The 21,257-nt window shown below is 70.8% G+C and carries 19 protein-coding genes and 2 rRNA genes (1 of these 21 running past the window's edge); 3 read left to right on the top strand and 18 right to left on the bottom strand.

Translation table 11 applies throughout. The features are described 5' to 3' along the window. Positions 1–28 precede the first annotated feature (28 nt). The 8 genes from OG594_RS25450 to OG594_RS25415 all read right to left on the bottom strand — a co-directional run bounded on the left by OG594_RS25450 (position 29) and on the right by OG594_RS25415 (position 9,129). On the bottom strand, positions 29–301 hold the full coding sequence (locus OG594_RS25450; RefSeq protein ID WP_030009655.1) for a DUF1876 domain-containing protein: 273 nt from the start codon (positions 299–301) through the stop codon (positions 29–31). A gap of 146 nt (positions 302–447) precedes the next feature. After that, positions 448–1,449 (bottom strand): porphobilinogen synthase, encoded by a 1,002-nt coding sequence (hemB, locus tag OG594_RS25445; RefSeq protein ID WP_266603530.1) that lies wholly within the window; start codon positions 1,447–1,449, stop codon positions 448–450. Positions 1,450–1,748: 299 nt separating this feature from the next. Continuing rightward, the gene (locus tag OG594_RS25440) at positions 1,749–3,212 is read right to left on the bottom strand and encodes an ankyrin repeat domain-containing protein (RefSeq protein ID WP_266603529.1); all 1,464 of its coding nucleotides are present in this window, start codon (positions 3,210–3,212) and stop codon (positions 1,749–1,751) included. A 184-nt stretch (positions 3,213–3,396) separates the two neighbouring features. Continuing rightward, positions 3,397–5,064: a bifunctional uroporphyrinogen-III C-methyltransferase/uroporphyrinogen-III synthase gene (locus tag OG594_RS25435; protein ID WP_030011305.1), complete on the bottom strand. Its 1,668-nt coding sequence runs from the start codon at positions 5,062–5,064 to the stop codon at positions 3,397–3,399. After that, positions 5,061–6,029: a hydroxymethylbilane synthase gene (hemC, locus tag OG594_RS25430; protein WP_266603526.1), complete on the bottom strand. Its 969-nt coding sequence runs from the start codon at positions 6,027–6,029 to the stop codon at positions 5,061–5,063. Before hemC ends, OG594_RS25435 begins: the two co-directional genes overlap by 4 nt. After that, entirely contained in the window at positions 6,026–7,765 is a 1,740-nt protein-coding gene (locus tag OG594_RS25425) for a glutamyl-tRNA reductase (protein WP_266603524.1), read from the bottom strand. Before OG594_RS25425 ends, hemC begins: the two co-directional genes overlap by 4 nt. Beyond that, positions 7,762–8,568: a redox-sensing transcriptional repressor Rex gene (locus OG594_RS25420; protein ID WP_266603522.1), complete on the bottom strand. Its 807-nt coding sequence runs from the start codon at positions 8,566–8,568 to the stop codon at positions 7,762–7,764. Before OG594_RS25420 ends, OG594_RS25425 begins: the two co-directional genes overlap by 4 nt. A gap of 273 nt (positions 8,569–8,841) precedes the next feature. Further along, positions 8,842–9,129 carry a glutaredoxin family protein gene (locus OG594_RS25415; RefSeq protein WP_266603520.1) on the bottom strand — a complete coding sequence of 96 codons (288 nt, stop codon included), beginning with the start codon at positions 9,127–9,129 and terminating at the stop codon, positions 8,842–8,844. A gap of 98 nt (positions 9,130–9,227) precedes the next feature. Between OG594_RS25415 and OG594_RS25410 the strand changes: the two genes are divergently transcribed. The 3 genes from OG594_RS25410 to OG594_RS25400 all read left to right on the top strand — a co-directional run bounded on the left by OG594_RS25410 (position 9,228) and on the right by OG594_RS25400 (position 12,811). Beyond that, positions 9,228–10,202: an HAD family phosphatase gene (locus OG594_RS25410; RefSeq protein ID WP_266603518.1), complete on the top strand. Its 975-nt coding sequence runs from the start codon at positions 9,228–9,230 to the stop codon at positions 10,200–10,202. 359 nt (positions 10,203–10,561) lie between these two features. Then, positions 10,562–11,374, top strand: coding sequence for an ECF subfamily RNA polymerase sigma factor, BldN family (locus tag OG594_RS25405; protein ID WP_266603516.1), 813 nt, complete (start codon positions 10,562–10,564; stop codon positions 11,372–11,374). A gap of 228 nt (positions 11,375–11,602) precedes the next feature. Continuing rightward, positions 11,603–12,811 carry a DUF5667 domain-containing protein gene (locus OG594_RS25400; protein ID WP_266603514.1) on the top strand — a complete coding sequence of 403 codons (1,209 nt, stop codon included), beginning with the start codon at positions 11,603–11,605 and terminating at the stop codon, positions 12,809–12,811. Positions 12,812–12,914: 103 nt separating this feature from the next. Here the strand turns inward: OG594_RS25400 and OG594_RS25395 are convergent, their stop codons facing one another. The 10 genes from OG594_RS25395 to OG594_RS25350 form a co-directional block, all read right to left on the bottom strand. Beyond that, a complete protein-coding gene (locus OG594_RS25395; RefSeq protein ID WP_189733652.1) occupies positions 12,915–13,895 on the bottom strand; it encodes a lysophospholipid acyltransferase family protein in 981 nt (326 codons plus the stop codon). After that, complete coding sequence (locus OG594_RS25390; RefSeq protein ID WP_266603510.1) at positions 13,895–14,980, bottom strand: NAD-dependent epimerase/dehydratase family protein; 1,086 nt, start codon at positions 14,978–14,980, stop codon at positions 13,895–13,897. The genes OG594_RS25395 and OG594_RS25390 overlap by 1 nt, the downstream gene beginning before the upstream one ends. A 95-nt stretch (positions 14,981–15,075) precedes the next feature. Continuing rightward, complete coding sequence (locus OG594_RS25385) at positions 15,076–15,174, bottom strand: AURKAIP1/COX24 domain-containing protein (RefSeq protein ID WP_003948845.1); 99 nt, start codon at positions 15,172–15,174, stop codon at positions 15,076–15,078. 142 nt (positions 15,175–15,316) lie between these two features. Next, complete coding sequence (locus OG594_RS25380) at positions 15,317–15,526, bottom strand: helix-turn-helix domain-containing protein (RefSeq protein WP_008738568.1); 210 nt, start codon at positions 15,524–15,526, stop codon at positions 15,317–15,319. Positions 15,527–15,640: 114 nt separating this feature from the next. Then, positions 15,641–16,471 carry a phosphatase gene (locus OG594_RS25375; protein ID WP_266603507.1) on the bottom strand — a complete coding sequence of 277 codons (831 nt, stop codon included), beginning with the start codon at positions 16,469–16,471 and terminating at the stop codon, positions 15,641–15,643. 93 nt (positions 16,472–16,564) lie between these two features. Beyond that, the gene (locus tag OG594_RS25370) at positions 16,565–17,713 is read right to left on the bottom strand and encodes an acetoin utilization protein AcuC (RefSeq protein ID WP_266606576.1); all 1,149 of its coding nucleotides are present in this window, start codon (positions 17,711–17,713) and stop codon (positions 16,565–16,567) included. Then, entirely contained in the window at positions 17,685–18,917 is a 1,233-nt protein-coding gene (locus OG594_RS25365; protein ID WP_266603505.1) for an MFS transporter, read from the bottom strand. Before OG594_RS25365 ends, OG594_RS25370 begins: the two co-directional genes overlap by 29 nt. A gap of 43 nt (positions 18,918–18,960) precedes the next feature. After that, positions 18,961–19,626: an HAD family phosphatase gene (locus tag OG594_RS25360; RefSeq protein WP_266603503.1), complete on the bottom strand. Its 666-nt coding sequence runs from the start codon at positions 19,624–19,626 to the stop codon at positions 18,961–18,963. Between the two features lie 198 nt (positions 19,627–19,824). Continuing rightward, positions 19,825–19,941: ribosomal RNA gene (gene rrf, locus OG594_RS25355) — 5S ribosomal RNA — on the bottom strand. Positions 19,942–20,017: 76 nt separating this feature from the next. Continuing rightward, positions 20,018–21,257: ribosomal RNA gene (locus OG594_RS25350) — 23S ribosomal RNA — on the bottom strand (it continues 1,883 nt past the right edge of the window).

Below are 21,257 nucleotides of genomic sequence, written 5' to 3'. Positions count from 1 at the left end.
CAGCGGGCCTGTGAGCCTGCCGCTCAGCTCAGTGGTTGAGCGGGTAGGAAGTACGGCCCGTTGCCTCGTCGATCTCCGAGTGGGCCTTCTGCAACATCTGCGACGCAAGATCCATGAGCGCGCGAGCGCCCGCGATCTCTTCCCCGACCCTCAACTGCTCCGGGTCGGAGGGGTGACGCAAGGCATAGCCTCGCGCCTTGATCTCGGAGCCGTCCCCGAGCCTGACCAGGGCCGCCGCACTGGTGCGGTGGCCCTCCTCAGTGAATTCGAGCTCCACATGCCACCCGACGAGCGTGGCCATGGTGCATCACCTCCAGGGGGTCACCTATCCCTCCAGAGTGCGCCTGACGGAAGAGGAGCGCGAACGGGGCCGCGCCGGAAAGACGGGAGCCGGGGCCAGGGCCGGAGCCGGGGCCGGAACCGCCCCGGCGTCGGCGTCGGCGTCGGTCAGCGGGTCTCGCGCAGCCAGCCCGCGACCTCGGTCGCCCAGTAGGTGAGGATCGTGTCGGCACCCGCCCGCTTGATGCCGAGCAGGGTCTCCAGGATGGCGCGGTCGCGCTCGATCCAGCCCTTCTCCGCGGCCGCCTCGATCATCGCGAACTCGCCGCTGATCTGGTACGCCGCCACCGGAACGTCCACCGCCTGCGCGACCCGGTACAGGATGTCGAGGTAGGGGCCGGCCGGCTTGACCATCACCATGTCCGCGCCCTCCTCCAGGTCGAGGGCCAGCTCCCGCAGGGACTCCCGGGCGTTCGCCGGGTCCTGCTGGTACGTCTTGCGGTCGCCCTGCAACGAGGAAGCGACGGCCTCTCGGAAGGGACCGTAGAAGGCGGACGAGTACTTCGCCGTGTACGCGAGGATCGAGACGTCCTCGTGCCCGGTCTCGTCCAGCGCGTCACGGATGACGCCGACCTGTCCGTCCATCATCCCGCTCGGCCCGACCACGTGGACGCCCGCGTCCGCCTGGACCTGCGCCATCTCGGCGTAGCGCTCCAGCGTCGCGTCGTTGTCGACGCGTCCGTGCTCGTCCAGGACGCCGCAGTGACCGTGGTCGGTGTACTCGTCCAGGCACAGGTCCGACATGATCACCAGGTCGTCCCCGACCTCGGCCTTCACGTCGCGGATCGCGACCTGGAGGATCCCGTCCGGCTCGGTGCCCGCCGTGCCCAGCGCGTCCTTGTTCTCGTCGGCCGGGACACCGAACAGCATGATCCCGGAGACCCCGGCCTCGACCGCCTCGACGGCGGCCTTCCGCAGCGTGTCCCGGGTGTGCTGCACGACGCCCGGCATCGCGGAGATCGCCAGGGGCTCGCTGATGCCCTCCCGAACGAACGCCGGGAGGATCAGGTCCGAGGGGTGCAGCCGGTTCTCCGCGACCATCCGCCGCATCGCCGGGGTGGTGCGCAGCCGGCGGGGCCGCGAACCGGGGAAGGATCCGTACGCGCTCATGTTCCAGTCGCCTCTTCGAGCATCGACAGCAGTCGCGACAAGCCTAGGGGGTGTCCGGAGCCCGCCCCGGGCCGGCTCGGACGGGTCTCGCCCGCCGGGTGCGTTCCTGTGGGCGGCGCTGAGCCGAACGTCCTGGTCCTCGGCGCCGAGGAGCCGTAGCAGCGCCTCGGTGATCTCCGGTGATCGGTCCGCGCCCCGGGCGGTGGCGTGGGCGGCCCGTCGCTCCGGCTCCGGCGGTCCCGATCCGCCGGGTCGCCGGAGCGCCGGAGCGCCCGGTCGCCAGCTAGTCGGCCAGCCGACTACCCGGCGGACGGCTCGTTGCGCAGGCGCCAGTCCGTGAGGGCGTTCGCCCGGTGGTCAGGTAGGTAGATCGGGCCGAGTTCCTGCACCCGCGCGTACGCCTCCGGGGTGCGCGGGTGGTCCCGCAGGGCCAGGCCGTAGGCGCCGACCAGGCGCAGGATGCGGTCGTCGGCGTCCAGCAGGGCCTGTAGCAGCTCCGTGGCGTCGGCCGTGCGGTCGTCGGAATCGGCCAGGGCCTCCGCGGCCCCGCCGCGCGCCGGGCTATGCGGATCGCGGACCAGGTCGCGGATGACGGCCCGGGGCCCGTGCCGGTCTTCGTGTCCTTCCGCGAGGAGGGCGCGTGCGGCGGCGAAGCGGACCTCGTCGTCCGGGTCCTGCGTCAGGGCGCGCAGCGCGGCGGCGGCCCGTACCGTCAGGGGCGATTCGTACCAGGCGAGGCACTCCGGCACCCTGCGGCGCACCCGCGGGTCGGGGTGGTCGGCGTGCCTGAGGCCGATGGCTTCCAGCCGGGGGTGTTCCACCTCGTGTTCGGTGAGGGCCCAGAGGACCTCGGCGAGCACCACGGCGTCCGTTTCGGTCTCCGCCCAGGAGGCCAGGAGGTCGCGGTCGTCGTCGTGGTGCTGGTAGGTGGCGGCTTCCGGGTAGAACTGGCAGGTCCCCAGCCAGTCGGCGGCGAAGCGGCGGTGGTCGGCCGACGGGTGGTTCCGCAAGGCCGTCACCAGCTCCCGGGCTCCCTCGTCGAGGCGTTTGCCCAGCTGGAACCGGGACTCCGCCCAGTCCGGGTGACGGGGGTCGGGGTGGCGGACGGCGCGGGCCACCAGTTCCGTCAGCGGGGCCGGGACCCCGAACACCGACTCCAGGGTGCTCAGGACGGCGCCGTGTCCGGCGCGGACGGTCCGCCCGCCGAGCGTGATCTGCTCGACCTCGCACCACTGTTCGTCGACCGTCGAGGTCTTCGCCGGGCCCGTGGCGCCGGTCCGGCGCCGCAGTTCCGCCTCCGGGCCCGTCGCGTACCAGTGGCGGGCCGCGGCGAGCAGCCGCTCGCGCACCGGCTCGGTCAGGCGCACTTCCGGCTCCTGGAGGTCCCTGGCGTACAGGAGCGCCGAGACCGTGGCCGGGGAGCCGCCCTCGACGGCCCGCAGCAGGGGGGTCGTACCGTCCGGCAGCACCCGGTCGGGGTCGGCGCCGGCCTCCACCAGGGCCTCGACGATCCGGTGTTCGAACGCCGCGACGGCCGCGCACAGCACCGGCAGCCCGCTCCCGTCCGCCGGGTCCGGGGCGGCTCCGGCACGTAGCAGGGCGTGGACGACTTCCGGGTTCCCGGCCGCCACGGCCGCGCAGAGCACCGGAAGCCCGCTCCCGTCCGTCGCTTCGGGGTCCGCCCCCGCCCACAGCACTTCGTGGACCTCCGCGAGCCTCCCCGCCCGTACCGCCCCCGCCAGCCGTGCGTCCCGATCAGTCATTCGCTCCCCCGTCCCCCGCACCCCGTCCACGCGCCCCCGTCCGGCGGTGATCCTTTCCGGGCGGGGCCCCGTCGCACAACGGATGACCGGGGCCGGACGGACGAAGGGGCCCGGGTGCGGCTTTCCTCCGCACCCGGGCCCCTCACCCGTTCCGCCGGCCGTAATCCGTCCGGCCGTAATCCGCTCACGTGGTACGACGCCGCCGCGCCCCCGGCCGTCGCTCGCTCGGCCGGAACACCGTCTCGCCGGCCTCCTTGGCCGCCTCGCGGCGCGCCGCACCGTACTCGGCGAGGGCCTCCGCCAGCTTCGACACCGACGGCTCCGGGGACAGTACGTCCACGCGCAGCCCGTGCTCCTCCGCCGTCTTGGCCGTCGCCGGCCCGATACAGGCGATGACGGTCACGTTGTGCGGCTTCCCGGCGATGCCGACCAGGTTGCGGACCGTGGACGAGGACGTGAAGAGAACGGCGTCGAAGCCGCCGCCCTTGATCGCCTCGCGCGTGTCCGCCGGCGGCGGCGACGCGCGGACCGTCCGGTAGGCGGTGACGTCGTCGACCTCCCACCCGAGCTCGATCAGCCCGGCGACCAGCGTCTCGGTCGCGATGTCGGCCCGCGGCAGGAACACCCGGTCGATCGGGTCGAAGACCGGGTCGTACGGCGGCCAGTCCTCCAGCAGTCCGGCCGCGGACTGCTCACCGCTGGGCACCAGGTCCGGCTTCACGCCGAACTCCACGAGTGCGGCGGCGGTCTGCTCGCCCACCGCGGCGACCTTGATGCCCGCGAAGGCGCGCGCGTCGAGACCGTACTCCTCGAACTTCTCGCGGACGGCCTTCACCGCGTTGACCGAGGTGAAGGCGATCCACTCGTAGCGGCCCGTCACCAGGCCCTTCACCGCGCGCTCCATCTGCTGCGGGGTGCGCGGCGGTTCCACGGCGATGGTCGGCACCTCGTGGGGCACCGCACCGTACGAACGCAGCTGGTCGGAGAGCGAAGCGGCCTGCTCCTTGGTGCGCGGTACGAGGACCCGCCAGCCGAACAGCGGCTTCGACTCGAACCAGGACAGGTCCTCGCGCCGCGCGGCGGCGCTGTGCTCACCGACCACGGCTATGACGGGCCGGGCGCCCTCGGGCGAGGGGAGCACCTTGCCCTGCTTGAACACCTGGGCGATGGTGCCCAGCGTCGCGCACCAGGTCCGCTGCCGCGTGGTGGTACCGGCGACGGTCACGGTCAGCGGGGTGTCGGGCTTGCGCCCGGCGCTCACCAGCTCGGCGGCGGCTGCCGGGACGGTCTCCAGCGTCGCGGACACGACGAGGATGCCGTCGCTCGCGCCGACCTCGCTCCAGCAGCGCGCCGAGGCGGTCTTCGCGTCGACGAACCGCACGTCCGCGCCCTGCTTGTCGCGCAGCGGGACACCGGCGTACGCGGGCACGCCCACCGCGGTCGCGACACCGGGCACCACCTCGAAGGGGATGCCGGCGGTGGCGCAGACGAGCATCTCCTCGGCGGCGTTGCCGTCGAGCCCGGGGTCGCCCGTGACGGCACGCACGACCCGCCTGCCGGAGCGTGCGGCCTCCATGACAAGATTGGCCGCGTCCCGGATCACCGGGACCCCGGCGGCTGCTGACACTTCATCAGCAATCGTCAGCTGCGGCGTGTCGACGTTCGCCCGCGCATGAGTCCGCACGACCTCGAGCACCTCGGGCTCCGCGATCAGTACGTCCGCGGCGGCGAGCGCCTCGACGGCGCGCAACGTCAGCAGACCCGGGTCGCCCGGGCCGGCACCGAGGAAGGTGACGCGTCCGTGGGCGGCGACGGCCGGATAGGCGGAGGTGGTCGGAATTGAGGGGTTCAAAGCGATCGCTCCCCCATCAGACCGGCCGCGCCCTTGGCCAGCATCTCGTCCGCGAGTTCGCGGCCGAGCGCCATGGCCTCGTCGTACGACTGGGGCACGGGACCGGTGGTGGACAGCTGCACCAGCGTCGTGCCGTCGAGGGTTCCGACGACGCCGCGCAGGCGCATTTCATTGACAATCTCCCCGTCCGCCAGAAGGTCGGCGAACGCGCCCACGGGTGCGCTGCAACCTGCCTCCAGGGCGGCGAGCAGGGAACGCTCGGCGGTCACGGCGGCCCGGGTGTGCGGGTCGTCGAGTTGACCGAGCGCGGCGACGAGGTCCGTGTCGGACGCGAGGCACTCCACGGCCAGGGCGCCCTGGCCGGGGGCCGGCAGGACGCTGTCGACGGACAGCAGGTCGGTCGCTTCGTCACCGCGGCCGATCCGGTTCAGACCGGCGGCGGCCAGGACGACGGCGTCGAGCTCACCGTCGTGGACGAAGCCGATCCGGGTGTCGACGTTGCCGCGGATGGGCACCGTCTCGATCCGCTTGCCGAGCGACAGCGCCAGGTGGTTGAGCTGGGCGGTGCGCCGGGTCGAGCCGGTGCCGATCCGGGCACCGTCGGGCAGCTGCTCGAAGGTCAGCCCGTCCCGGGCGACGAGCGCGTCCCGCGGGTCCTCGCGGCGCGGCATGGCCGCGATCACGAGGTCGTCGGGCTGCGCGGTCGGCAGGTCCTTCAGCGAGTGCACGGCGAAGTCGACCTCGCCGCGCAGCAGCGCGTCGCGCAGGGCCGTGACGAACACGCCCGTCCCGCCGATCTGCGAGAGGTGCTCGCGCGAGACGTCGCCGTAGGTCGTGATCTCCACGAGCTCGACGGCCCGGCCGGTGACGGCCCGTACCGCGTCGGCGACGTGCCCCGACTGGGACATGGCCAGCTTGCTCCGCCGCGTACCGAGCCGCAGCGGCTGGTCGGGACGTGTGTTCATGATGCCCGTCCTGGGTCGTCGTCGTTCATCGGATCGGCCGCGTCCGCCCGGCTGACGGAAGCAACCGTCTGAGGGTCGAGGTCGAAGAGTTCGCGCAGTGCGTCCGCGTACCCGGCGCCGCCGGGCTCGCTCGCCAGCTGCTTGACGCGCACGGTCGGCGCGTGGAGGAGCTTGTCCACCACGCGGCGCACGGTCTGGGTGACCTCGGCACGCTGCCGTTCGTCGAGGTCGGGCACGCGCCCGTCGAGCCGCGCCACTTCCATGGCCACGACCTCGGCCGCCATGGCGCGCAGGGCGACGACGGTGGGCGTGATGTGGGCGGCCCGCTGTGCCGCCCCGAAGGCCGCCACTTCCTGGGCGACTATCCCGCGTACGGCGTCGATGTCGGCCGCCATCGGGGCGTCGGCGGACGCCTCCGCGAGCGACTCGATGTCCACGAGCCGGACGCCCGGGATCCGGTGCACGGCCGCGTCGATGTCCCTGGGCATGGCCAGGTCGAGCAGCGCGAGCCGGACGGTGGTCGCGTGGGCCTGCGTACGGGTGCTCCTGCGGGGCTGCCGCTGTGCGGCGGCCTCGCCCTGGTCGGCCCAGGTCCCGTGCAGTTCGAGGGAGTTGGCGTCGACTCCGGTCAGCGCGGCGCGCCCGTCCGGTCCGACGGGGCACCCGTCGGCCTCGACGGCCCCGGAGATGGTCCGCACGGCCCCGGCATCGGCGATCCGCCCGTGCGTCTGCGCAGCGGCGGCCAACCGGGCCACGACGTCGGGGTCCAGCCCCGCCAGGGTGCCCCTCCCGGCGGCAGCTGGGGGAGATTGGGGCGCGGGGGTCCGGGGGCGGAGCCCCTGGGAGGCCTGGGGCGCAGCCCCGGCCTCGTCCTGCTCCGCCGGCGCGAGCCCACCCGCGCCCCAGGAGACGGCGGCGAGCACGTCGTCGGCGCTCAGCACGAGCCCCGTGGCACCGGTGCACGAGACGACCACGTCGACTCGTGTCAGTTCATCGGCGACCCGAGCCATCGGCACGGCCACCGCCGAGACCCCGGTGCCCGAGGCAACCAGAATCTCCGCGAGCCGCTCCGCCCGGTCGGCGGTCCGGTTCGCCACGACGATCTCGGCGACCCCGACCCGCGCCAGCGTCGCCGCGGCCAGCGAGGACATCGACCCGGCGCCGATGACCAGCGCACGCTTGCCGGCGGCCCACTCGCCCACCGGCACGTTCACGGCGAGCTGCTCCAGCCCGAAGGTCACCAGCGACTGCCCGGCCCGGTCGATCCCGGTCTCGGAGTGCGCCCGCTTGCCGACCCGCAGCGCCTGCTGGAAGAGGTCGTTGATCAGCCGCCCGGCGGTGTGGAACTCCTGCCCCAGCGCCAGCGCGTCCTTGATCTGACCGAGGATCTGCCCCTCGCCCACGACCATCGAGTCCAGTCCGCACGCCACCGAGAACAGGTGGTGCACCGCCCGGTCCTCGTAGTGCACGTACAGGTACGGGGTGAGCTCCTCCAGCCCGACCCCGCTGTGCTGCGCGAGCAGGGTGGACAGCTCGGCGACGCCGGCGTGGAACTTGTCCACGTCCGCGTACAGCTCGATCCGGTTGCAGGTGGCCAGCACGGTCGCCTCGGTCGCCGGTTCGGCGGCGAGGGTGTCGTGCAGCAGCTTCACCTTGGCGTCCGCGGACAGGGAGGCCCGCTCCAGGACGCTCACGGGCGCGCTGCGGTGGCTCAGCCCCACGACGAGCAGGCTCATGCCGGCATCACCGCCGGCACGTCGCCCTCGGGCCCGCCCTTGCGCTGCTCGGCTGCGGTCCGCCCGGCCGGCGGCACCACGGCCGCGGCGGGTGCGGCGCCGCCGACGGAGGAGCTGCCGGCGGCAGCGGCGGCCGCTTCCTCACCGGCCTTGCGCTGCTCGTGGAAGGCGAGGATCTGGAGCTCGATGGAGAGGTCGACCTTGCGCACGTCCACGCCGTCGGGCACGGACAGCACGGTGGGCGCGAAGTTCAGGATGGACGTCACGCCCGCCGCGATCAGCCGCTCGCTGACCTGCTGCGCCGCGCCCGCGGGGGTCGCGATCACGCCGATCGAGACGCCGTTCTCCGAGATGATCTTCTCCAGATCATCGGTGTGCTGCACGGACATGCCGGCGACGGGCTTGCCGGCCATCGCCGGGTCGGCGTCGATGAGGGCAGCGACGCGGAAGCCGCGCGCGGAGAAACCGCCGTAGTTGGCGAGGGCGGCGCCGAGGTTACCGATGCCGACGATGACGACCGGCCAGTCCTGGGTCAGACCGAGCTCGCGGGAGATCTGGTAGACGAGGTACTCGACGTCGTAGCCGACGCCGCGGGTCCCGTAGGAACCGAGGTACGAGAAGTCCTTGCGCAGCTTCGCGGAGTTGACTCCGGCAGCGGCAGCGAGCTCCTCGGAGGACACCGTGGGCACCGATCGCTCGGAGAGCGCGGTGAGGGCGCGCAAGTACAGCGGAAGCCGGGCGACAGTGGCCTCGGGAATACCTCGGCTGCGGGTCGCCGGTCGGTGAGTTCGGCCAGTTGCCACGATGCTCCTGCGGGATGAGCGGGGCTGCAGGCGGCCACTTGTCCCAGGACCGCCCCGTCGACAGCAGGCTATGCCTTTGTGAACGCGTGCACAAAGATTGTGTCCGGTTTGTCCGCCCAAAGTGACCGGGGTCACGCAACTCCGGCACGTAAAGCCGGAACCATCGGCACGTCGAACCCGTTCAAATCCGAAAGGGGGCAAAACCGTGCACACTCCTCACAGATACGCCCCCGAGACCCCATAAATCGCCCATGATGGTAACCGGGGGGAGGGTCAGGCCCCCAACGCCCGCCGGAGCCGGTCGGGGTTCACCCGCCAGAAGGTGTGCTGCTCGCCGTCCACGAGCACGACCGGAATCTGCTCCCAGTGCCGCCGATAGAGCTCCTCGTCCTGTGAGATGTCCTTCTTCTCCCACTGCGCACCCGTCTCGGCGCACACCTTCGCGACCACCTCCTCCGCCTCGTCGCACAGGTGACACCCCGGCTTCCCGATGAGCGTCACCGTCCGCTCGCCGGGACTCTTCTTTTCTTTACGGCGCAACAAAGGGCTCATGCCACCCATTCTCCCGCGCCCCCGCGTAACAGCAGCGCCCCGAAGAGTTCACGCCCCTGCATCCCATCGGTTCGGGAACTCCCGAACACAGTGGCTATGCTCGCGTCATGGCCGCTCTCGGATGGCTCCCCCCTCGTCGGCGCTCCGCCACCGCACGCAGCGTGCTGGCGGGCGAGGCCTCGGCCGAGGCCGCCCGCAAGACCGCTCTGGCCGAGGCCCCAGCGCTCACCGAACCCGAAACGGAACCGGAAGCCCTCGCCGAAGAGGGCCCGGAGCAGACCCCGGACGAACCCGTCTTCCCGGTCGCCGGCGACGACCTCGCCGCGGCCTTCTTCGACCTCGACAACACCGTCATGCAGGGCGCCGCGATCTTCCACTTCGGACGCGGCCTCTACAAGCGCGAGTTCTTCCAGCGCCGCGAGCTCGCCCGCTTCGCCTGGCAGCAGGCCTGGTTCCGGCTCGCCGGAGTCGAGGACCCCGAGCACATGCAGGACGCCCGCGACAGCGCCCTGTCCATCGTCAAGGGCCACAAGGTCTCCGAGCTGATGTCGATCGGCGAGGAGATCTACGACGAGTACATGGCCGAGCGGATCTGGCCGGGCACCCGCGCCCTGGCGCAGGCCCACCTCGACGCCGGCCAGAAGGTGTGGCTGGTCACCGCCGCCCCCGTGGAGACGGCCACGATCATCGCCCGCCGCCTCGGCCTGACCGGGGCCCTGGGCACCGTCGCCGAGTCCGTCGACGGGATCTACACCGGCCGCCTGGTCGGCGAACCGCTGCACGGCCCCGCGAAGGCGGAGGCGGTCCGCGCCCTGGCCGCCGCCGAGGGGCTCGACCTCGAACGCTGCGCCGCGTACAGCGATTCACACAACGACATCCCGATGCTGTCACTGGTCGGACATCCGTACGCGATCAATCCCGATACAAAACTGCGCAAGCATGCCCGCACCAACGACTGGCGACTGCGCGACTATCGGACCGGCCGCAAGGCCGTGAAGGTCGGCGTCCCGGCGGCCGCCGGCGTCGGCGCGATCGCGGGCGGCGCGGCCGCGGCCATCGCCCTGCACCGCCGCCGCAAGTAACAACACCAGGCCCGGGGCCCAAGAGCCCCGGACCCGCCCGGACCGCAGCCCTGCCCGGCCCTTCGCGCACCCCTACCCACGCCCCCGGCGCGGCACTCCGGCATGCCCGACTCGGTCACGGGATCACTTGGAAGCGTCCATTCCGCGTATCCAAGCGATCAAGAATCGATCACCAACTGCGACTGAATATGCCTTCGACACGCAACAGATGTGTCGGAACCGGTGATTTGAGCAACTGGGTGTAGCGCCGCCTGTACGAAGCGTTATTCTCCTCAAACGCATGCCACCGGCCATCTGTCGCCACGACGGGTGAACGGTTCCGCACTGCACGTGATGGAAGCTCTGCCTCTGGGAGTCCCGTGTACCCACCTGTCGGGGTTGACGCCTCGGGCCTGGCTCAGCTGCGCGCAACGGTCCTCGACCACCTGCGCGGCTTCGTCCCCACCGCGTACGCCGCCCCCGCCTTCGCCGCCGCGGTCCCTGCCGGCTTCGGCCCGGCCGGTCCTTGCTATGCCCTGACCGACGGCGGCGCGACGGTGGGCAGACGAGGTCGCGCCGCCGGCGGCTCGAACGCCTCCGGCACCGGCACCCAGACCACCCACCGCCGCCCCACGGCGGACAGCGACCAGGCCCGCATGATGGACCTGGTCGAACGCGCCCAGGCGGGCGAGGCCGAGGCCTTCGGTCGCCTCTACGACCAGTACAGCGACACGGTCTACCGGTACATCTACTACCGCGTCGGCGGCAAGGCGACCGCGGAGGACCTCACCAGCGAGACGTTCCTGCGCGCCCTGCGCCGAATCTCCACCTTCACCTGGCAGGGCCGCGACTTCGGCGCCTGGCTCGTGACGATCGCCCGCAACCTGGTGGCGGACCACTTCAAGTCCAGCCGCTTCCGGCTGGAGGTCACCACCGGCGAGATGCTCGACGCGAACGAGGTCGAGCGCAGCCCCGAGGACTCCGTCCTGGAGTCCCTCTCCAACGCGGCCCTCCTGGAGGCCGTGCGCAAGCTCAATCCACAGCAGCAGGAGTGCGTGACCCTGCGCTTCCTGCAGGGCCTCTCGGTCGCCGAGACGGCCCGGGTGATGGGGAAGAACGAGGGCGCCATCAAGACGCTCCAGTACCGGGCGGTGCGCACCCTGGCCCGCCTCCTCCCCGAAGACGCCCGCTGACCCTCCGACACCAGACAACCTCACATTCGGTGACCCCTCGATGACGCTGTGGTCAGATCATCCTTCGTCCGTAACCCAAGTGCCGCGACGCTCGTTGTGCGGAATGCAGGCTCCCTGTGGACACGCTTTGCCCGAAGCCGCTCACTCGAAAGTGTGGATGCGCTCAAGGAAGGCAACCTTCCGGACACCTTGGGGAGTCGATCGTCATGACGAGAGGAGGTGCCGCCAGTGATCGCGAACGTGACCCCGCACCGGCGGGCGAACGCCTTCGCCCAGGCCCTGGAGGATCGGACCCCATCCGACCTTCCAGATCCGGACTCGGCGGCCGAGCAGTCCGAGGCACCTGCCGAACCTGCCGACCACGACCGGCTGTTGGCCCTGGCGAGCGTGCTCGGCGAAAGAATGCCGCGCCCAGTGCTGGACCCCGAGGTCAAAGTGGTGCAACGAGCTCAGCTCGTTGCCGCCATGGAGGCCATGGTGCTGGAGGAGAGGGCCGGGGGCGGTGCCGCCGCGGACCCTCAGGTGCCCGAACAGCGGACCGGCCGCGGCGCCCACCGGGCGACCCCGCTCCGGAAATTGCGGCCACGCTCCCGCTGGTCCAAGGGCATCGCAGCGGGCGGCCTCACCGTGGGTGTGGCCGCGGGGGCCTTCAGCGGAGTGGCCGCTGCCAGTTCCGACGCCCTGCCCGGTGACCACCTCTACCCCGTGAAGCGGGGCATGGAGGACCTGAAGCTGGGGATGGCCGACGACGACTCGGACCGGGGCGAGCTCTATCTCGACCAGGCCTCGAACCGCCTGTCGGAAGCCCGTCGGCTGATGGAGCGGGGCCGGCTCGGCGACCTGGACCACGAGTCCCTGGGCGCGATCCGCCGGGCCCTGGCGGGCGTGAAGCACGACGCGGAGGAAGGCCACCGCCTCCTCCAAGCCGCTTACGAACGGGACGGCTCGCTCGGCCCGATCCAGAAGCTGTCGTCGTTCTCCCGCTCCCACCGCGACGCGTGGGGCAAGCTCCGCGAAAAGCTCCCGGCGCAGCTCACGGACGTGGGCGGTGAGGTGGAGTCGGTCTTCCAGGCCATAGACCAAGACGTGGCGCCGCTACAGAGCCTGCTCCCCAAGGCCCCGGAGCAGCACCGCGGCACCGTGGGCACCCCCGGCTCGTCCGCCAAGCCGGGCACGCCCAGCGGCACCCACCCGTCCGCCCCGGCCGCCGGCAGCACGCCGTCCGGCAGCCCGGCGGCGCCGTCCCCCTCGGGCAGCTCCCGGCCCCCCGCCGGCGGCCTCCTGGGCGGCACGGGCGACCTGCTCAACCCGCCCGCGGGACAGTCGGCCCCGCCCCCCTCGGGCACGCCGGAGAACCCGAAGCCGGACATCACCATCCCGCCCCTGCTCCCGGGGCTCCTCCCGGGCCTGGGCCTGGGCGCGGAGGACGCCGAGTAAGCCGAGCAACAGGAAGGGCGGGGCTGCCGAGGCAGCCCCGCCCTTTCCTTCGGCTCCTTCGGCCCTTCGACCTTCCGCTCTTCGGCCTTGCGCCGACAAGGCGTCAGAAGAACACGGACCGCCGCTGCACCAGCAGCTTGTAGAGCGTGTGCTGGATCTGCTCCCGCACCTGGTCCGTCAGGTTGAACATCAGCATCGGGTCCTCCGCCGCCTCCGCGGCGTACCCGTCCGTCGGGATCGGCTCCCCGAACTGGATCGTCCACTTCGTCGGCAAGGGCACCGCGCCCAGCGGCCCCAGCCACGGGAACGTCGGCGTGATCGGGAAGTACGGGACCCCCAGCAGCCGTGCCAGCGTCTTCGCGTTGCCGACCATGGGATAGATCTCCTCCGCCCCCACGATCGAGCACGGCACGATGGGCGTCCCCGCCCGCAGCGCCGTCGACACGAAGCCGCCGCGCCCGAACCGCTGCAGCTTGTACCGGTCCCCGAACGGCTTCCCTATCCCCTTGAAGCCCTCCGGCATCACACCGACCAGCTCCCCGGCCTCCAGCAGCCGCTGTGCGTCCTCCGCGCACGCCAGGGTGTGCCCCGCCTTGCGGGCCAGCTCGTTGACCACGGGCAGCATGAACACCAGGTCCGCCGCCAGCAGCCGCAGGTGCCGCTCCGCCGGGTGGTGGTCGTGCACGGCGACCTGGAGCATCAGCCCGTCGAGCGGGAGCGTCCCGGAGTGGTTCGCCACGATCAGCGCGCCGCCCTCCGCCGGGATGTTCTCGATGCCCTTGACCTCGACCCGGAAGTACTTGTCGTACAGCGGGCGCATCAAGGACATCAGGACCTGGTCCGTCAGCTCCTTGTCGTAGCCGAAGTCGTCGACCTCGTAGTCCCCGGTGACCCGCCGCCGCAGGAACGCCAGCCCGCCGGCGATCCGCCGGTCCCAGCTGTCGCCGGGCGCCGCGGCCGGCGCCGGCTCGGGAGCCGCCGGGGGCTCCACCACCGGTTCGGCAGCGGGCACCGCCCGCACACGGCGGGGGATCCGCCGCCGCGGCCGGTCCTCGTCGAACGGAATGACCTTGGCGTCCGCCACTATCGCTTCGCTCCTTCAGCCGCGTGGGCGTCGTCCTTGAGCCCGTCGAGCCCCCCTGCGTCCAGCATGGCCGCCACCCGGTCCACGGCCCGTCCGACCCGCTCCGGCGGCAGCAGCCCGGTCCCCCGGCTCCGCGCGAAGTCCGCGAAGGTCTCGGCGGTCGTGTAGAGCGGCTCGAAGCCGAGGACCTCGCGCATCTGCGTGGTCTCCACGACCCGGCCATGGGTGAGCAGCCTTATCTGCTCCGGCGAGAAGTCACTGGCCCCGACCACCCGCAGCGCGGCGCCCACCCAGTTCAAGGCGGGCAGCAGCAGGGGCAGCGTGGGCCGCCCGAGCCGCCGCGAGCACTGCGACAGCAGCAGTACGCCGTCACCCGCAATGTTGAACGTCCCGCTGTTCAGGGTCCCGCGCCTGGGCTCCCCCGCGGCCAGCCGCAGCACTTCGAGGACGTCGTCCTCGTGCACGAACTGCAACCGCGGGTCGTACCCCAGCACGGTCGGCATCACCGGGATCGAGAAGTACTCGGCGAGCGCCGAGTCCGCGAAGGGCCCCAAGATGTTCGCGAACCGCAGGACGCACACGGCGACGTCCGGCCGCCTGCGCGCGAAGCCCCGTACGTAGCCCTCGACCTCGGCGGCGTCCTTGGCGAAGCCGCCCGCCGGCAGGGATTTCGGCTCCGTGGTCTCGGTGAAGACGGCCGGGTCCCGGGGGGTGCCGCCGTAGACGCTGGTACTGGACTTCACCACGAGCCGTCGTACCGTCGGCGACTTCTGGCAGGCCCCGAGGAGCTGCATGGTGCCGATGACGTTCGTTTCCTTGACGGTGCTGTGCGCACCGCCCGTTCCCGCACTGCCTCCGGTGACCGCCAGATGGACCACCGTGTCCACGGCGTGCTCGGCCAGCACTCTGGCGATCGCCGACTGTCTGATGTCCGTACGGACGAACTCCGCCGATCCGAGACGGTGCGGCGGTGTCGCGGCGTCCACCGCGATCACCCGCTCGACGTCCGGATCGCGCTGGATCCGGCGCACGAAGCGGCCGCCCAACTGCCGGGCAGCCCCGGTGACGAGTACGACCTTCCCCACGAGCTCAGCGCCTCCCTCGAGAAGTCCCCCGGCTGCACCGCAGCCCCTCCACCAAGGATGGTGGAGGGGCTGCGGAGAACACGTACAGCTGCCGTTTACTTCTTGTTACGGCGCTGGACGCGGGTGCGCTTGAGCAGCTTGCGGTGCTTCTTCTTAGCCATCCGCTTGCGCCGCTTCTTGATAACAGAGCCCACGACTACCCTCGCTCACTTCTCTTCACTGGTGCGGGGCGTCTGGGCCCACACGACCTACGTCGGCCTAGCCTACCCGCCCGAGCTCTGAGCTTGTAATCCGAGCGCTTCCGCGTCGTAGCCAGGGGCGTCCCGAGCCTCAGTCTCAGGCCGACTCCACCCCCACATAGGACTCTCGGAGGTACTCGTGGACCGCATTCTCGGGGACCCGGAAGGACCGGCCCACCCGGATTGCGGGCAGATGACCGTTGTGCACCAGCCGGTACACGGTCATCTTCGACACTCGCATCACCGAGGCGACCTCCGCCACGGTCAGGAACTGAACCTCACTAAGAGGCCTCTCGCCAGCAGCCATGACACACCTTGACCTTCCGCGCATGACGGGCACCGGCTTCCCCTCCGGTTACTCCTCGTCGTCGCACGCTCACTCCCCAGAGTAGGGGCGCGTGATACGAGTGGGGAAGAGGAGCTACGGCCACTCCTGCCGCCCCGTCAGACTCGCGCGGCCGAGCACGTACCGCGCGAGCGGTCGGTAGTAGTCCGCTCGCACCGCGTCATCAAGTGGAACGGCCACCGAGACCCGCCCCTCGGCCTCCCCGACGAACAGCGCGGGATCATCCGTATCCGCCAACCCGATGGCCTCCACACCGAGCTGACCTGCACCGCAGACCCACCCGTGGTCCCCCACCACCAGCTCCGGCAGCGGCCCGCCGGCCTCCGCGAGGGCCCCCAGCGCCACCCGAACCGGCAGCGGCGAATGGGTGTGCACGCCGGTCGCACTCCCCGGCACCCGCACGCCGGGTTCCCGCACCAGTGCGACCCCCCGTACGTATTCGATGCTGTGCGTGCGTACGCCGAACCGCGTCGTCATGTCGACCCTGACCCCCTGCGCCGGGGTGAGGACAACACATCCCGCCGCCGACAACGCCTCCGCCAAACCGGCGTAGAAACCCAGGAGTCGATGCGGATGGCCCGTCCCGAACAACACCGGCGACCGCACCCTCGCCGCCTCGCACAGCCGCCCCGCGAACGCCTCCAGTGCGGCCACCGTCAGCTCCGGATCGATCACGTCCGGCCCGCTGACGTGCGCCGGATCCGCCGAGACCCCGCACTTGTCCGCCATCAGCCTCAGCAGATCACCCTCGCCCCACGCCCACTCCGGATCCAGCCCCAGCATCACCCGCGGATCCCGCGCCGCGAACAGCCGGTAACTGCGCAGGCTCTCCTCCCGGGACGTGGCAACGGGCCCGGCCAACCGGGCGGCCAGCAGATGCGCACGCAGCGCGCCGGTGCTCAACACCCTCCGATGCTGCCCCAACCCATCTGGCGGATCCCCAATTCCACCGAACAGCCCCACAGTTGGCGTAACGATGCGGCAACTCCGACCGCACGCTCAGGTCAGCATGCCGCGCAGCGGGAACACCGCCCGCCGCGTCGCCAGAACGGCCTGGTCCGTCCGGTCCGCCGGGTCGTAGCCCGCGTCCCAATCCGGCCACGACGCGGGCCGCCCGTCCGTCATCCGGGCCGGCGCCAACTGCCGCGTCCGCGCGTACACCTCGTCCCGCCACGACGCGGGCACCGCCGTCTCGGGATCCACCGGCCGGTGCGCGGCGATCCCCACCAGATGCGTCCACGACCGCGGGACGACGTCCACCACCGCGTACCCGCCCCCGCCCAGCGCCAGCCACCGCCCGTCCGCGTACTCGTGCGCGAGCCGGTGACAGGCCTCCTGGACGGCCCGCTGGGCGTCCAGCGAGACCGCCAGGTGGGCGAGGGGGTCCTCGAAGTGCGTATCGGCCCCGTGCTGGGTCACCAGCACCTGCGGCCGGAAGTCCGCCAGCAGCTCCGGCACGACCGCGTGGAAGGCCCGCAGCCAGCCCGCGTCCCCGGTCCCGGCGGGCAGCGCGATGTTCACCGCCGACCCCTCCGCGCCTGGGCCGCCGGTCTCCTCGGGCCAGCCCGTCTGCGGGAACAGCGTCCGCGGATGCTCGTGCATCGAGATGGTCAGCACCCGCGGGTCGTCCCAGAAGGCCGCCTGCACGCCGTCCCCGTGGTGCACGTCCACGTCCACGTAGGCGACCCGCTCGGCCCCCAGCTCCAGCAGCCGCGCCACCGCCAGCGAAGCGTCGTTGTAGACGCAGAAACCGGCCGCCCCGCCCGGCATCGCGTGGTGCAGCCCGCCGGCGAAGTTCACGGCGTGCTCGGCCTCGCCGTGCCACAGCGCCTCCGCGCCCGCCACGGACTGCCCGGCGATCAGCGCGGAAGCCTCGTGCATCCCGTGGAAGGCCGGATCGTCCAGGGTCCCCAGCCCGTACGAACCGTCCGCGACCCCCGGGTCGGCGGACACCTCGCGCACCGCGGCGACGTAGTCCTCCCGATGGACCAGCCGCAGCGTCGAATCCCCGGCCGCCGGCGCCGCCCGTACCTCCATCGCCCGGTCCAGCCCGAAGGCGCGCACCAGGCCCATGGTCAGCGCCAGGCGCACCGGGTCCATCGGATGGCTCGGTCCGAAGTCATACCTCGTTACCGCCTCGTCCCACATCAACAGCCCGGTCACCGGCTCGCCGCTCATGCCGCACACCGTATCGGGCGCCCTCGGAGCCGAACGAGCGGGCTTGGAAGAGCGTCACCAGGACCAGCGCCATCGGCACCAGCATCGCGCCCCGGTAGCTCCAGGCGTCGCCGATCGCCCCCACGAGCGGGGACCCGATCAGGAAGCCGACGTAGTTGAAGATGTTGAGCCGCGCGACGGCCGTGTCGGACGCCCCCGGGAACAAGCGTCCCGCGGCGGCGAAGGTCTGCGGCACGATCACGCACAGCCCGATCCCCAGCAGCGTGAAGCCGAGCATCCCCACCCACGCTCCCGGCGCCGCCGCCACCACGGCGAACCCTGCGGCCGCCACCAGCGTCCCGGCCCGCACCACGGCCGCCGCCCCGAAGCGCCGCACGCCCAGGTCCCCGACGGCCCGCCCCACGAGGGTGGTCACCATGTACACGTTGTAGGGGACGGTCGCCATCTGCTCCGAGCTCCCGAGCACGTCCTGGAGGTACTTGGCACTCCAGTTCGCCACCGTGGAGTCCCCGATGTACGCGCACGCCATCACCAGGCAGAGCGGCAGCAGCAGCTTGAACCCGCCGGCCCCCGTTCCCTTCCCGCCGGTCTCCTCCGTCCGCTCCGGCCCCGTCCCGTCGACGTAGCGCCGGCTCCCCAGCAGCGCCAGCGGCAACAGCACGACCACGGCCGGCAGATAGCTGACGAAGAGGTTCAGCTCCCAGTGCGCCCCCGCCCACGCGGCCGAGGCTCCCAGGATCCCGCCGAGGCTGTACGCGGCGTGGAAGCCCAGCATGATGCTGCGCCCGTACGCGCGCTGCAGGCTGACCCCGAGCATGTTCATCGAGGCGTCCAGCGCACCCACCGACAGCCCGAACGCCCCCAGCGCCACCGCCACGTGCCACATCTGGCCGCCGGCTCCGACGCCCAGCAGGGACAGCAACACCAGCGGCTGCGCCCACCGCAGTACGACGCTGGGCGGCACCCGTTTCACCAGGTGCTCGGTGGCCACGCTCGACGCCCCCGCGAGGACCGGCACGGCGGCGAGGAAGGCGGGCAGCAGGCCGTCGGATATCCCGTACCGGTCCTGGATGGCCGGGATGCGCGTCACGAGCAGCGCGAAGGCGACGCCTTGCACGAAGAAACTGAGCCCCAGAGCGCCGCGGCCGCGCCGCAGCCGCACATCATCCGTCATGGCGGGTCAGCGTAGGGCCACGGGCTACCCGTGGGTAGAGAGATCACATACCCAGTCCGGCCTCCAGCCCGAGCAGTCCGGTGAGCTGCTTCATGTCACCGAAGTGTCCGGTGGCTCCGGGGAGCCGGTCGGCGGGCAGCATGCCCGTGAACCCGTACACGTCCATGCCCGCGGCGACGGCGGCCTGGATGCCGAGCGGGCTGTCCTCGATGACCACGCATCGGGAGGGCTCCACGCCCATCTGCCGCGCGGCGTGCAGGTACAGGTCGGGAGCCGGCTTCCCCTGCCCGACGTCCTGCGCGCTGAAGATCCACTCCTCCTCGAACCACCCGTCGAGCCCGGCCACCCGGTGCCCGACCCGGATCCGGTCGTGGCTTCCGGAGGAGGCCAGGCAGTACCCGACCCCCTGCGCGGTCAGCGCGCCCAGTACCTCCTCCACGCCGGGGACGGGCTTCAGCTCCTGCTCGAACGCGGCGAGGGTCCGCGCGTGCAGGGTCTCGTCGAAGTCGGCCGGCAGCTGCTGCCCGGTCCGCTCGACGACGAGGTCGTGCACCCGGTGCACGGCGCTCCCCATGTAGTCGCGGACCGACTCCTCGTAGGTGGTCGGGTGCCCCAGCTCGGTCAGGTACCCGGCGAGGATGCTGTTGGCGAGCGGCTCGCTGTCCACCAGCACGCCGTCGTTGTCGAAGATGACGAGGTCGTAGCCCATACCCCCACAGTACGAACTAAAGGGACGTAGGGCCCGTCTCGCCGGGCCGCCGACGACGCGTCACCGGACTGCTGCGGCCATTCGGACGACAGGCGGGAGGCGCGCGGCCGGCCCGATCGGGCCCGATCTGCCCGTAAACGCAGAAAAGCCCCGCACCTAACCCGTAAAGGGTTGGTGCGGGGCTTTCCCACAATGATTGTTCGGCGGCGTCCTACTCTCCCACAGGGTCCCCCCTGCAGTACCATCGGCGCTGAAAGGCTTAGCTTCCGGGTTCGAAATGTAACCGGGCGTTTCCCTAACGCTATGACCACCGAAACACTATGAAATTTGAACGCTGGCATGGACACAGCTGTTCGTTATTTCAGAACTAACACAGTGGACGCGAGCAACTGAGGACAAGCCCTCGGCCTATTAGTACCAGTCAGCTTCACCCGTTACCGGGCTTCCACATCTGGCCTATCAACCCAGTCGTCTACTGGGAGCCTTACCCTCTCAAGGAGGTGGGAATACTCATCTTGAAGCAGGCTTCCCGCTTAGATGCTTTCAGCGGTTATCCCTCCCGAACGTAGCCAACCAGCCATGCCCTTGGCAGGACAACTGGCACACCAGAGGTTCGTCCGTCCCGGTCCTCTCGTACTAGGGACAGCCCTTCTCAATATTCCTACGCGCACAGCGGATAGGGACCGAACTGTCTCACGACGTTCTAAACCCAGCTCGCGTACCGCTTTAATGGGCGAACAGCCCAACCCTTGGGACCGACTCCAGCCCCAGGATGCGACGAGCCGACATCGAGGTGCCAAACCATCCCGTCGATATGGACTCTTGGGGAAGATCAGCCTGTTATCCCCGGGGTACCTTTTATCCGTTGAGCGACGGCGCTTCCACAAGCCACCGCCGGATCACTAGTCCCGACTTTCGTCCCTGCTCGACCCGTCGGTCTCACAGTCAAGCTCCCTTGTGCACTTACACTCGACACCTGATTGCCAACCAGGCTGAGGGAACCTTTGGGCGCCTCCGTTACCCTTTGGGAGGCAACCGCCCCAGTTAAACTACCCATCAGACACTGTCCCTGATCCGGATCACGGACCGAGGTTAGACATCCAGCACGACCAGAGTGGTATTTCAACGGCGACTCCACAACCACTGGCGTGGCTGCTTCAAAGTCTCCCACCTATCCTACACAAGCCGAACCGAACATCAATATCAAACTGTAGTAAAGGTCCCGGGGTCTTTCCGTCCTGCTGCGCGAAACGAGCATCTTTACTCGTAGTGCAATTTCACCGGGCCTATGGTTGAGACAGTCGAGAAGTCGTTACGCCATTCGTGCAGGTCGGAACTTACCCGACAAGGAATTTCGCTACCTTAGGATGGTTATAGTTACCACCGCCGTTTACTGGCGCTTAAGTTCTCAGCTTCGCAACCCCGAAAGGTCACTAACCGGTCCCCTTAACGTTCCAGCACCGGGCAGGCGTCAGTCCGTATACATCGCCTTACGGCTTCGCACGGACCTGTGTTTTTAGTAAACAGTCGCTTCTCGCTGGTCTCTGCGGCCACCCCCAGCTCACCGAGTAAATCGGATCACCAGTGATGGCCCCCCTTCTCCCGAAGTTACGGGGGCATTTTGCCGAGTT

Source organism: Streptomyces sp. NBC_01214 (assembly GCF_026340975.1).
Classification (GTDB): domain Bacteria; phylum Actinomycetota; class Actinomycetes; order Streptomycetales; family Streptomycetaceae; genus Streptomyces.
The sequence above is the reverse complement of the archived record's forward strand: the minus strand, read 5'-3'. Positions and strand labels throughout refer to the sequence as shown.

Bases quoted from the DNA above. Each gene is read 5' to 3' on its own strand.
- hemC (WP_266603526.1), bottom strand. From the start codon at position 6,029: ATGAACACACGTCCCGACCAGCCGCTGCGGCTCGGTACGCGGCGGAGC.
- OG594_RS25440 (WP_266603529.1), bottom strand. From the start codon at position 3,212: ATGACTGATCGGGACGCACGGCTGGCGGGGGCGGTACGGGCGGGGAGG.
- OG594_RS25425 (WP_266603524.1), bottom strand. From the start codon at position 7,765: ATGAGCCTGCTCGTCGTGGGGCTGAGCCACCGCAGCGCGCCCGTGAGC.
- OG594_RS25370 (WP_266606576.1), bottom strand. From the start codon at position 17,713: ATGTGGGACGAGGCGGTAACGAGGTATGACTTCGGACCGAGCCATCCG.
- hemB (WP_266603530.1), bottom strand. From the start codon at position 1,449: ATGAGCGCGTACGGATCCTTCCCCGGTTCGCGGCCCCGCCGGCTGCGC.
- OG594_RS25380 (WP_008738568.1), bottom strand. From the start codon at position 15,526: ATGGCTGCTGGCGAGAGGCCTCTTAGTGAGGTTCAGTTCCTGACCGTG.
- OG594_RS25365 (WP_266603505.1), bottom strand. From the start codon at position 18,917: ATGACGGATGATGTGCGGCTGCGGCGCGGCCGCGGCGCTCTGGGGCTC.
- OG594_RS25360 (WP_266603503.1), bottom strand. From the start codon at position 19,626: ATGGGCTACGACCTCGTCATCTTCGACAACGACGGCGTGCTGGTGGAC.
- OG594_RS25410 (WP_266603518.1), top strand. From the start codon at position 9,228: ATGGCCGCTCTCGGATGGCTCCCCCCTCGTCGGCGCTCCGCCACCGCA.
- OG594_RS25450 (WP_030009655.1), bottom strand. From the start codon at position 301: ATGGCCACGCTCGTCGGGTGGCATGTGGAGCTCGAATTCACTGAGGAG.
- OG594_RS25415 (WP_266603520.1), bottom strand. From the start codon at position 9,129: ATGGGTGGCATGAGCCCTTTGTTGCGCCGTAAAGAAAAGAAGAGTCCC.